The 12,146-nt window shown below is 74.7% G+C and carries 8 protein-coding genes; 4 read left to right on the top strand and 4 right to left on the bottom strand.

What is annotated here, in order from left to right:
* The first annotated feature begins 148 nt into the window (after positions 1–148).
* On the top strand, positions 149–1,363 hold the full coding sequence (locus tag FYW99_RS03570; RefSeq protein WP_150250201.1) for an ROK family transcriptional regulator: 1,215 nt from the start codon (positions 149–151) through the stop codon (positions 1,361–1,363).
* A 135-nt stretch (positions 1,364–1,498) separates the two neighbouring features.
* Here the strand turns inward: FYW99_RS03570 and FYW99_RS03565 are convergent, their stop codons facing one another.
* From FYW99_RS03565 to FYW99_RS03555, 3 genes are all read right to left on the bottom strand, one after another.
* On the bottom strand, positions 1,499–2,143 hold the full coding sequence (locus tag FYW99_RS03565) for a hypothetical protein (RefSeq protein WP_150250199.1): 645 nt from the start codon (positions 2,141–2,143) through the stop codon (positions 1,499–1,501).
* A 226-nt stretch (positions 2,144–2,369) separates the two neighbouring features.
* Positions 2,370–2,861, bottom strand: a complete 492-nt coding sequence (locus FYW99_RS03560; protein WP_150250197.1) for a GNAT family N-acetyltransferase — start codon at positions 2,859–2,861, stop codon at positions 2,370–2,372.
* Positions 2,862–3,121: 260 nt separating this feature from the next.
* Entirely contained in the window at positions 3,122–7,636 is a 4,515-nt protein-coding gene (locus tag FYW99_RS03555; protein WP_150250195.1) for an ATP-dependent helicase, read from the bottom strand.
* Positions 7,637–7,711: 75 nt separating this feature from the next.
* On the opposite strand from FYW99_RS03555, the gene FYW99_RS03550 reads away from it, so the two are divergent.
* From FYW99_RS03550 to recX, 3 genes are all read left to right on the top strand, one after another.
* Positions 7,712–7,906, top strand: a complete 195-nt coding sequence (locus FYW99_RS03550) for a DUF3046 domain-containing protein (RefSeq protein WP_150250193.1) — start codon at positions 7,712–7,714, stop codon at positions 7,904–7,906.
* A 175-nt stretch (positions 7,907–8,081) separates the two neighbouring features.
* Positions 8,082–9,224 carry a recombinase RecA gene (recA, locus tag FYW99_RS03545; RefSeq protein ID WP_150250191.1) on the top strand — a complete coding sequence of 381 codons (1,143 nt, stop codon included), beginning with the start codon at positions 8,082–8,084 and terminating at the stop codon, positions 9,222–9,224.
* Positions 9,217–9,801 (top strand): recombination regulator RecX, encoded by a 585-nt coding sequence (gene recX / locus FYW99_RS03540; RefSeq protein WP_150250189.1) that lies wholly within the window; start codon positions 9,217–9,219, stop codon positions 9,799–9,801. Before recA ends, recX begins: the two co-directional genes overlap by 8 nt.
* A gap of 139 nt (positions 9,802–9,940) precedes the next feature.
* Here the strand turns inward: recX and FYW99_RS03535 are convergent, their stop codons facing one another.
* Positions 9,941–12,091 carry a S9 family peptidase gene (locus FYW99_RS03535; protein WP_150250187.1) on the bottom strand — a complete coding sequence of 717 codons (2,151 nt, stop codon included), beginning with the start codon at positions 12,089–12,091 and terminating at the stop codon, positions 9,941–9,943.
* Between the last annotated feature and the right edge of the window lie 55 nt (positions 12,092–12,146).

Here is a 12,146-nt window from a genome sequence, read left to right as displayed (position 1 = left end):
GGCCGCCCCGCCGGAGCGGGTACCGGGAGGGCCCAGCGGGTATCGGAAGGGCCCGAAGCGGGCCTTACGAGGACGTGACCTCCTGTGAGGTTGTGAGCTAAATTAACAGGAAACTTTCCTAATAAAAACAGGGTGAGGTGTCACGGTTATGTCTCAACGTCCGGGGACTCCCCGGCTGCTACGCCAGCTCAACGACCGCGCGGCACTGGAACTGCTCCTGTCCGCCGGGCCTTTGACCAGGACGCAGCTGGGAACGCGTACCGGCCTTTCCAAGGTGACCGCCTCCCAGTTGCTCGCGCGACTGGAGGAGCGGGACCTGGTGCGTGTCGTGGGCAGCCAGGCGGGCGGGCGGGGGCCCAACGCCGCGCTGTACGCGGTGGTGCCCGAGAGCGCCTACGTCGCGGCCCTGGATGTCAGCGCGCGCCGGGTGACCGCGACGATCGCCGACATCACGGGCCGGATCGTCAGCGACGTCGCGGTCGACCCCAGCGCATCCGACGACCCCGTCGCGCTCGTCCACACCGCGGTGATGCGCCTGGCCGACACCGCCGGGGTCGCGCTGGACAGGGTCCGCGCCTGCGTCATCGGCACCCCCGGCGTCGTCGACCCCCGCACCGGCGACATCCGCTTCTCCTTCGACCTGATGTCCTGGCACGAGGGCATCCTGGAGGCCCTGCGCGCCGACCTCAAGCGCTCGGTCATGATCGAGAACGACGTCAACCTGGCCGCCCTGGCAGAGCACTCCGAGGGCGCCGCCGCCGGGGTGGCCGAGTTCGTCCTCATCTGGCTCAGCGCCAACGGCGGCGTGGGCATGTCCACCATGATCGACGGCCGCATCCACCGGGGCCGCTCGGGCGGCGCGGGCGAGATCGGTTACCTGCCCGTGCCCGGGGCGCCCATGCCCACCGACGTGGGGCTGTCCGGCGGCTACGAGTCCCTGCGCGACGGAGCCAGCCGCGAGCTGCCCCACGGGTTCCAGGCGCTGGTCAAGGCGGGGCAGGTGGTCGAGCTCGCCGCCGGGTACGGCATCGAGGGCACCGACGTCACCGAGGTGGTCGGGGCGGCCTCCGCCGCGGGGACCCCGCAGGCGGACGCCTTCCTGGACGACTTCGCCGAGCGCCTGGCCCGCGGGGTGGCCGCCGTCACGGTGATCCTGGACCCCGGCCTGGTGGTGCTCGGCGGGGACGTGGCCCTGGCGGGCGGTGTGAAGCTGGCCGAGCGGGTCCAGGCAGCCACCGCGCGCATCGCCCCGAACGCGACCGAGGTCGCGCTGGGAAGGGTGGAGGGCAGCCCGGTGGTGCGGGGCGCGCTGCTGCACGCCCTGGAGCGGGCACGGGAGGACGTCTTCTCCTCGACGGTGTGAGTCCGCCGGGCTCCGGCCCCGTGGGAGCCCTCCCACGGCGGCGGGCGGCCAGCGGCGGCCCACCCCCCGGCGGCCCCTTCCAGGCCTTCGCCCGCGTCCCGGCACCCCTCACCCGGCCGGGGCGCGGGGAACCCCTCAGGGCACCAGTTCGAAGGAGCCGAAGACCTCCTCCGCGATCGGCGCGTACCCCTCCCGCTCCGACTCGGGGACGTCGAACCGGAGGTAGTACCCCCTGTTCTCCTCCGCGGCGACGGCGTACCTCCACAGCATCCACCGGTCGGGTTGGTTCCAGCCGCTGTCGCGGTAGGTCGCCTCCATGCGGGAGGTGTCCCATCCCGAAGGCGCGGACGGATCGTCCTCCAGGCTGAGCTGCCGCCAGTCCGAGACGTTCGCCTCGCCCACGAACGCGGTCTCCGCGGCCTGGTGGTACTCGCGGGCCGTACCTGGCTCGACGCCCTCCAACGAGAAGACGGTGAAGCTGATCCGGTGGTCGCCGTTGGGAGAGTGGAACTCGTATTCGGACAGGACCCCGTGGTCCTCGGCCTCCGCGTCCAAGGCGACGTACACGGTGCGCCACTCCCGGGGACAGCGCATGACAACGCCGTCATCGTCGAAGGTGGAGTACTCGACCGGCGGTGCGGAGGGTGTGGCGGGCACCGAGTCCGCGGCCCGCTCCGGTTTCGCGGCCTCGCCAAGCGCCGGGGCCACGGCGGCGTCCCCGGGAACGGGCGGGGACGGCCACTGGACCGCCACCAGTACGGCGGCCGCGACCACCGGCACACACGCCAGGCTGAGCCCGAGCAGCAACGGGCCCCGTGTCCGCGAACCGGACGGTGGGAGCGGGGAGCCGGGCCGTGGCGGCGATGCCTCGGGCGGAGCGCGGTTCGGTTCCGTCGGTCTCCTGTGGTGCGGGGCGGGTCCGGGCTCGTGCACGGGGACCTCCGGCATGGGGGACGGGGCGCACCTGATGGTAGGCGGGCGAAGAACTGGAGGCGGCGGGGAGGGCTCAGGACGGCCGGGCCAGTCCCCGGACCATCACCACGCGAGGGAGCACCCGGATCCCCGCCCGCTCCTCGGCCCGCCAGACCTCCTCCAGCCCCGGGCCCCACTCCGCCCGGGGGAGCACGGCGAACCCGCGGGCGGCGTACCAGGGTCCATTCCACGGCAGGTCGCGGAAGGTGGTGAGTGTGAGGCGGGTGTGACCGGCGGCAGCCGCCTCGGCGCACACCGCCTCCAGCAGGGCACCGCCGATCCCGCGCCTGCCGTGACCGGGGTGCACGGCCAGCTGCTCCAGGTGCGGGCGCCCGTCCACGGTCACGGTCGCGGCCAGGCCGACCACGGGGGCGCCCGTCACCGGGTCGTCGGCCACCAGGACCCGCTCCGCGTGCGCGAGCACCTCCCGGGGGTCGTCTGGGGGCAGGACCACTCCGGCCCCGGCGAACACGGAGTCCGCCGCCAGCGACACCTCCACCACGCGTGGTTCGTCCTCCGGCCGCATCGGTCGGATTCCCTGTGGTCCCACCAGTCCCCCTCATATTCTCCCGACGCGGACGCCATCCTTGCCGGTTACAGCCGCCGCGGCCAGTCGTTTTCGCGTCCGCGGTGACCGGAGAAGGCGCACGGGCCCACCCGTGGAGCGCGGGCTGACGGTGCGCCGTAGGGGGTCGGGACAGAGCGCTCCGCAACGCTCCGCCGCAGGAGCCGGGTCCTCCGCAAAGCGCGACCGTCCGCCCGTGGAGCGCACAGCGGCGGTGCGCCCTACGGGCGCAGGCGCAGTCCCTTCGGGGTCACGTGGAACCCCGCCGCCACCAGTGCGGCGTCCACCGGCGTCGCGAACACCTCCGTTCCGTCGGCGCGCTCCACCGTCAGCGCCCCCGCGCGTCCGTCCCGCACCGCCCCGGCCAGGGCGCGGGCCGCCCGCTCCAGCAGGGCGGGCGGCGAACCGAAGGTCAGCACCGAGCGGCCGCCCCGGCCCACGTACAGGGTCAGCCGCCCCTCGTCGATCACCACCAGGGCGCCCGCCGACCGGCCGGGCCTGGCTTGGGCGTCCCCGGGCCAGGCCAGGTCCGTGCCGAACGGGTTCGCCGGGTCGGTCGCCGCCAGCACCACCGGTTCCGCCGCGCCGCCGGAGACCGCACGCAGCCGGTCCACCGCTCCCGGCAGCGCGAACTGGGCGCCGCCCAGCCCGTCCACGAAGTAGCCGCGGCGCACCCGGCCCGACTCCTCCATCGTCCGCAGCACCCGGTACTCCTCCGGGGAGATCCGCCCGCCCTGGTACCCGCGCACCAGCACGCCCCGGCGCTCCAGCCGCGCCTCCAGCCGGGCCAGGACCCGCCTGGTGGGGTCGCCCTCCCGTTCGGGCAGAGCCCACCACCGCCCCGCGGCCGTGGGCGGTCCCGACCGGGTGGGCAGCACCGGACGCGCCCGCCGCCCCGCACGCGAGGGCGCGCGGCGCGGAGCGGTCCCCGAGCCCAGGACCGCGCGCAGCGGGGCCAGGGTGTCGTTGGTGACGCAGCCCGACCACACCAGCTCCCACAGCGCCGCGACCAGCTCCGTGTCCGTCACGGCCGAGGCGCCCGCCACACGGTCGGCGATGTCGCGGAAGAACAGCGCCCCGACCCCGCGCAGCACCTCCAGCGCCGCGTGGGCCGTGGAGCCCTCCTGCGGCGGCACCGGTTCGGGCAGCAGCAGGGCCGCCTCGTCGGCCGGGGCCAGGCACACCCACCCGTCCTGTCCGGGCAGCCCGCCCGCCCCGGCCCACACGACCTCGCCCGCCTGCGTCAGCTCGTCCAGCCGGTTGGGCGCGTAGTCCTCCACCCGGGAGGGCAGCACCAGCGACTCCAGCGCCGACGCCGCCACCGTCGCGCCGCGCAGCGACTCCACGGCCTCGAACACCGCGTCCGGTCCGCGCCACCGCTCACCCGCGACGGCGCGCTGCCACAGCGGCGCGAACGCGGCCAGGGCGGTCTGCGCGACCGGCTCCACCTCGCTCCGCAGCCGTGCGACCGACCCGCGCCGCAGCCGCCGCAGCACGTCGGCGTCGCACCACTCGGTACCCGTCCCGCCGGGCCGGAACCCGCCCTGGTGGACCCGCCCCTGCCGGGACAGCTCCCGCAGCACGCCCTCCACCACGTCCGCGCCGAGCCCCAGGCGCGCTGCTGCCTCCTCGGAGGAGAACGGCCCGTGCGTGCGCGCGTAGCGCGAGACCAGGTCGCGGGTGGGCGCCTCCACCGCTTCCAGGAGTGACCCGGGCACGGTGGCGGGCGGCCGCGCGCCCAGCGCGTCGCGCAGCCGCGCCGCGTCCTCCACCGCGCACCAGCGCCCGGTGCCCGCCACGGTCATCCGCACCGCCCGCCCCGCGGACTCCAGCTCCTCCAGCCACTCCCGCCGGGCTCCCCGCGCCCCGGCCTCCTCCGCGGTCAGCGGACCCACCTCGCGCAGCAGGTCGGCCGCGCCCTCGGCGTCCCGGGCGCCCGAGCCGGGAGCGGTCCGCTGCAACAGCGCGCCGACCTCCTCCACCACGCGCGGGTCGAGCAGCTCCCGCAGGTCCGCCTCGCCCAGCAGGTCGGCCAGGAGCGAGGCGTCCAGGGTCAGCGCCTGCGCGCGCAGCTCGGCCGCGGGGGCGTCCCCCTCGTACAGGAACGCCGCCGTGTACTCCATCATCAGCGAGCGCGCGAACGGCGACGCGGCCTCGGTGCGCACCTCCACCACCCGTGTCCGGCGGGACCGGACGCCCTCCAGCGCCTCCACCAGGGCGGGCACGTCGAACACGTCCCGCAGGCACTCGCGCACCGCCTCCAGCACGATCGGGAACGACCCGTACCTGCCCGCCACCGACAGCAGGTTGGAGGCCCGCAGCCGCTGCTGCCACAGCGGCATCCGCCGGCCCGGCCGCTGGCGTGGCAGCAGCAGGGCCCGCGCCGCGCACTCGCGGAACCGCGCGGCGAACAGCGCCGAACCGGGCAGCTCCCCGGTGACCGACTCCTCCACCTCCTCGGGGTCCAGCGCCACCAGGTCGGCCAGCTCGCCCGGCCGGTCCCAGCCCCCGGCGTCCGGCAGCCGCAGCACGATCCCGTCGTCGCCGTGGACGACCTGCGCGTCCGCGCCGAACCGGTCCCGCAGCCGCCGGGCCAGGGCCAGCGCCCACGGCGCGTGCACCCGCGCGCCCAGCGGGGAGTGCACGACCGCGCGCCAGTCGCCGACCTGGTCGCGGAAGCGCTCGACGACCACGGTCCGGTCGTCGGGCACGTGTCCGGTGGCCTCCCGCTGCTCGGAGACGTACTCCACCAGGTTGCGCGCGGCCCACGGGTCCAATCCCCTCCCCTCGGCCAGGGCCAGCGCCTCCGCGTGTTCCGCCCCGGCCAGCTCCCGGGTCAGCGCGCCCACCGCCCGGCCCAGCTCCGCGGGCCTTCCCTGCGCGTCGGCCTTCCAGAACGGCATCCGCCCCGGCCGCCCCGGCGCGGGGGAGACCAGCACCCGGTCGGCGGTGATCGCCTCGATCCGCCACGAGGTGGACCCCAGCACGAACACGTCGCCCACCCGCGACTCGTAGACCATCTCCTCGTCCAGTTCGCCGACCCGGGTGGGCGCCCGCCCCGGCGCGGCGGCCCCGTCCCGTCCGGCCAGGTGCACCCCGTACACGCCCCGGTCGGGGATGGTGCCGCCGCTGACCACCGCCAGCCGCTGCGCGCCCGGGCGCGCCCGCAGCACGTCCGCCTCCCGGTCCCACACCAGGCGGGGACGCAGTTCGGCGAACTCGTCCGAGGGGTAGCGGCCCGACAGCATGTCCAGGACCGACTCCAGCACCGTGTCGGCCAGGTCGGCGAAGGGCGCGGCCCGCCGGACCAGGGCGGCCAGTTCGGGCACCGGCCAGTCGTCCATGGCGGCCATCGCCACGACCTGCTGGGACAGCACGTCCAGGGGGTTGCGCGGCATCTCCAGGCGTTCGATGCCGCCCGCGCGCATCTGCCCGACCACCACGGCCGTCGCCAGCAGGTCTCCCCGGAACCGGGGGAGGAACACCCCGCGCGAGGTCTCGCCGACCTGATGCCCCGCCCGGCCGACCCGTTGCAGGCCGCTGGCCACCGACGGCGGCGAGGACACCTGCACCACCAGGTCGACCGCGCCCATGTCCACGCCCAGCTCCAGGCTGGAGGTGGCCACCACGCAGCGCAGCCGCCCCTCCTTCAGTTCGTCCTCGATCAGGGCCCGCTCGGTCTTGGACATCGAGCCGTGGTGGGCGCGGGCGACCACCGGGGGGCCGCCGCGGCTGTGCCCGGACTGGGCGATGACCTGGGCGGGAACCTCCTCCGGCGGCAGGCTCCCGCCGTGCCGCTCGGTGTGCAGGTCGTTGATGCGGGCGCACAGCTTCTCCGCGGTGCGGCGTCCGTTGGTGAACACGATGGTGGAGCGGTGGGACTCCACCAGGTCCAGGACGCGCCGCTCCACGTGCGGCCACAGGGATCCGCCGCCACCGGCGCCTCCGCCACCCTCCGCGCCGTCGGCGGGGCGGGGCGGCGCCGGTTCGCCGGGCTCCTCCATGTCGGGGACGGGCACCACCACGCGCAGGTCCATGCCGGGGGCGCCCGGCGGGGCGACGACGTCGGCGCCGCCGAGGAACCGCGCCACCAGTTCGGGCGGGCGCACGGTCGCCGACAGCCCGATCCGCTGCGCCGGGCGGTCCAGCAGGGCGTCCAGCCGCTCCAGGCTCAGCGCCAGGTGCGCGCCGCGCTTGCTCCCCGCGAGCGCGTGCACCTCGTCGACGATGACCGTGTCCACCCCCGCCAGCCCCTCCCGGGCGCGCGAGGTGAGCACCAGGAACAGCGACTCGGGCGTGGTGATGAGCACGTCCGGCGGTCGGGTGGCGAGCCTGCGCCGTTCGGCGGCGGGTGTGTCGCCGGTGCGCACCCCCACGGTGACCGGGGACAGCGCGTGGCCTCCGGCCTCGGCGGCGGCCGCGATCCCGGCCAGGGGGACGCGCAGGTTGCGCTCCACGTCCACCGCGAGGGCCTTGAGCGGGGACACGTACAGCACCCGGCAGCGGCGGGCGCGGTCCTCGGGGACGGGGGCCGAGGACAGCCGGTCCAGCGACCACAGGAAGGCCGACAGGGTCTTGCCCGAGCCGGTCGGGGCCACCACCAGCGTGTTCCTCCCGTGCTGGACCGACTCCCAGGCCCCGGTCTGTGCGGGGGTGGGACCCGCGGGGAAGGCCTGGCCGAACCAGGCCCGGGTGGCCGGTCCGAAGCGTTCGAGAGGGTGTGGCGCACGGCTCATGCCGCCAGTGTGCCCGCGGGCGGGGACAAAGGGGAGCGGACGCGGCGGACACGGTGATCACCGATACTGGGCCCGATGAGACTCACGGTTTTCTGGAACAACATGTACGAGCAGTTCGGCGAGGTCTACTCACAGAGCGTGGCCCGCGACCACGTCCTGGAGGGGCTCGGATCCCGCACGGTGGAGCAGGCGCTCGCCGACGGGACGGCGCCCAAGGCGGTGTGGCGCGCCGTGTGCGAGGCCTTCGACCTGCCCGCCTCCAGACGCTGATCCGGGAACAGGCGTCCCGCGAGATCACCTTCGTTTCGTACGCCGCATCGAACACAGGTTCGGGTAGTGTGGGTTGTCCACAGGCGGACGTGGGACGTCGCGATTGTCGTACCGACCGCGTAGCGTCGTGCTCACCATGAAGAAAAAGGCATCCACCCAACAACAGGGGTATCCCGTGGCATCTGGAGACCGAGACAAGGCTCTCGAAACAGCGCTCGCCCAGATCGAGCGGCAGTTCGGCAAGGGCTCCATCATGCGCCTGGGCGACGACGACCGCCCGCCGGTGGAGTCGATCCCCACCGGGGCGATCGCCCTCGACGTGGCGCTCGGCATCGGCGGTCTGCCCCGGGGCCGCGTCGTGGAGATCTACGGCCCCGAGTCCAGCGGTAAGACCACCGTCGCCCTGCACGCGGTGGCCAGCGCCCAGCGGATGGGAGGCATCGCGGCCTTCGTCGACGCCGAGCACGCGCTCGACCCCGAGTACGCCAAGAAGATCGGCGTCAACACCGACGACCTGCTGCTCTCGCAGCCGGACACCGGTGAGCAGGCGCTGGAGATCGTCGACATGCTGATCCGCTCCGGCGCGGTCTCCATCATCGTCATCGACTCCGTGGCGGCCCTGGTGCCCCGCGCCGAGATCGAGGGCGAGATGGGCGACAGCCACGTGGGGCTCCAGGCCCGCCTGATGTCCCAGGCGCTGCGCAAGATCGCCGGTGCGCTGCACCAGACCAACACCACCGCGATCTTCATCAACCAGCTGCGCGAGAAGGTCGGCGTCATGTTCGGCTCGCCCGAGACGACGACCGGCGGCAAGGCGCTCAAGTTCTACGCCTCGGTGCGCCTGGACGTGCGCCGCATCGAGACGCTCAAGGACGGCACCGACGCGGTCGGCAACCGCACCCGCGTCAAGGTCGTCAAGAACAAGGTCGCGCCGCCCTTCAAGCAGGCCGAGTTCGACATCCTCTACGGGGTGGGCGTCTCGCGCGAGGGCAGCCTCATCGACCTGGGCGTGGAGCACGGCATCGTCCGCAAGTCGGGCGCCTGGTACACCTACGAGGGCACCCAGCTGGGCCAGGGCAAGGAGAACGCGCGCAACTTCCTGCGCGAGAACGCCGACATGGCCAACGAGGTCGAGAAGAAGATCAAGGAGAAGCTGGGTGTGCCCGTCAAGGGCGACGACAGCGCCTCCGGCCCGGCCACCGACACCGCCGAACCCGCCAAGGCGGGCACGGAGGAGGCCCCGGACACGGCCGCCGCCAAGGCTCCGACCAAGCGCGCCGCGGCCAGGACCCCCAAGGCGCCCGCGGCTGATGCGTGAGGGGAGCCGGTCCCCGGACCGGCACCACCCCGAGGACGACGGCCCCTTCCCGGGCGGGGCGGCCCCGCCCGGGAAGGATCCCGGGGCCGAGGCCCGCGCCCTGGTCCTGCGGATGCTCACCCACTCCCCGCGCACCCGCGCCCAGCTGGAGCGGGCGCTGTACCGCCGGGAGTACGAGGAGGAGGTCGTCACCTCGGTCCTGGACACGTTCGGCGAGGCCGGACTGATCGATGACGCCGCCTTCTCCCAGGCCTGGGTGTCCTCCCGCCACCACGGCAGACGGCTCTCCCGCCGTGCCCTGGCCCAGGAGCTGCGCACCCGCGGCGTGGAGGAGGACACCGTCCGGGAGGCCGTCGGCGAACTCAGCGACCAGGACGAGGAGGAGGCCGCCCGCGACCTCGCCCGCCGCCGCCTGGCCGCGACCCGGGGCAAGGACAAGGAGACGCGGACCCGACGCGCCCTGGGCTTCCTCGCCCGCAAGGGCTACTCCTCGGGCCTGTCCTACCGGGTGGTCCGCGAGGAGCTCGAACGCGAGGGCGTGGAGGCCGAACTCCACGCCCCCGACCCCGACTTCTGAGTCGGCACCGCCGACTCCGCCTCGGGTACCGTCACCGTGGGCTGGGTCCTGACTCCGGCTTCTGAACCGTCACCGCCCGGTGGCCCCGCCGCGGCTCCCGTGTCCCGTTGCGCCCCGCTCCCAGAGATTCCCGAGAGGGTCAGTCGCCGACGTCGGTCGGGCCAGCGGTGGCCTCCGCGGGCTGAGGGGGCCGCCCGTCCTGTCCGTCCTGCCCGGCGTCCCGTGTGAGCGCGGCGGCGGTGTCCACGGTGCCCCCGGACCCCCCGGGGCCCTGCGCACCTGGCTCCCGGGAGTCCTCCGCGGCCGGTTCCGCGCCGTCCTCGGCGGCCACCGTCTCCGGCGGAGCGGTCACCAGCTCCAGCGGTGCCACGTCGGCCTCGAAACCGAACACCCGCGCGTAGAAGGCCAGCTCCGACTCCAGGGAACGGATCCGCGCCTCCTGCCCGGTGAACCCGTGCCCCTCGCCCTCGAACTCCACCAGTGCGTGCGGCGCCCCGCGCCGCCCCAGCGCCGTCGCCATCGCCGTGGCCTGGTCCGGGGTCACGACCCTGTCCTCCAGGCCCTGCACCAGCAGCACCGGCACGTCGATCTCCCCGGCGCGGTTGACCGGAGAGCGTTCCCGGTACCGCTCCGCGAACCCCGGCAGCGTCCCCACCAGGGAGTCCAGGAACCGCGACTCGAAGTCGTGCGTGGTCTCGCTGAACCCCAGCAGGTCGGTGACCCCGAAGAGGGACACCCCGCACGCGAACGTGTCCCCGGTCAGCGCCATCAGCGCCGTGTACCCGCCCGCGCTCGGACCGCGGATCGCCAACCGCCGGGGGTCGGCCACCCCCTGTTCCACCAGGGCCCGGGCCGCGGACACGCAGTCCTCCACGTCCACCACGCCCCACTCCTTGTGCAGGCGCTTGCGGTACGGGCGCCCGTACCCCGTGGAGCCGCCGTAGTTGACGTCCACCACGCCGATCCCCCGGCTGGTGAAGTAGGCCTTGGCCAGGTCGAACTCCCGCGTGCTGACCGACACCGGGCCGCCGTGCGCCCACACCACGTACGGCGCGGGGCCGTCCGCGGGCGCGTCCGGGTGGGTCGGCGGGTACACGTTCGCGTGCACCGGCGCCCCGTACCGGCCCGGCAGCGTCTCCTGCCGGGGGACGGGCAGGTAGGCGGCGTCCGGCAGCTCCTCGGCGGCCCGGCGCAGCACCTCCACGACCCCGGAGACCGGGTCCAGCCGCACCAGGCACGGCGGCTCGGTCGGCGAGGAGGCCACCGCCACCACGGTGAGCCCGTCGGTGTCCAGCATCGACCACGTGGTCAGGCCGGTCGCCACCGGCGTCAGGTCGAGGGTGTCGGGGTCGTAGACACTCGGGGTCATGTCGGCGTGCCCGTGCAGCGCCACGACCCGGCCCGAGTCCAGCACGCAGAACGACCGGTTGCCCAGGCGGCCCGGGGAGGCGTGGAACTCCTCCTCGGCCGGGTACAGCGCCAGTGCCTGCCCGGTTATCCCCGCCTGGTACAGGTTCCACCAGCCCGGCCAGTCCGAGGCCACGTACAGCGTCGCGTCGCCGGCCCAGGTCGGGGAGACCACCGACTCGTCCACACCGCCCTTGAGGGTGTACTCGCCGGTCAGCCCGGTCTCACCCAGGGCGCCCACCCGCAGTTCGCTGCCGTCCCAGGGCATCCTGGGGTGGTTCCACCGCACGTAGGCCAGATGGGCGCCGTCCGGTGACGGGGTGGGGGAGGCGTAGAAGTCCGCGCCCGAGACCAGTTCGCGCACCGCGGAGGGGTCCTGCGCGCCCCGGCCCGACAGCGGCACCGACACGATCGAGCGGTGGACAGCCCCCTCCTCGTGCCTCTCGCGCACGCACAGCACGGCGCGCTTGTCCGCGCTCAGCGCCGGGTCGGCGTAGCGCGAGGCGCCGTCGTCGGGGGTGAGCGGCACCGGCTCCGAGGAGCCGCGTTCCAGCAGGTAGAGACGCTGGTCGGAGGACTGGGAGAACACCACGCCCATGCGGGTGAGGGCCTTGTCGTCGCGGCGCGGGACCGGCAGGTAGGCGCGCCCGCCGTACTCGTGCACCCGGGTCCCCGCGCTCCAGGGCGCGGGCAGCAGCTCGGTCACCGTTCCGTCGGCGTCGCGCCGCATGAGGGTGGTCCGGCCCTCCTCGGGGCGGCCCTCCTCCCACCAGACCTCCGCGCCCGCGACGGACGGGAACGCCATCCGCCGCACTCCTCGGGCGACGTCACCGGCGCTGATGGGCGATGGCCAGGAGCCGTGGGGGCTCGACAGTTCAGACATGTCCGCTCAGGATGGGTCGTGGGTTCGATGCGATGACATGTCGACCTTAGTCGTC

It is taken from the genome of Nocardiopsis deserti (genome assembly GCF_008638355.1).
GTDB lineage: Bacteria > Actinomycetota > Actinomycetes > Streptosporangiales > Streptosporangiaceae > Nocardiopsis > Nocardiopsis alborubida.
Note: the sequence above shows the minus strand (reverse complement) of the source record. Positions and strands in the feature narration are given on the sequence as shown.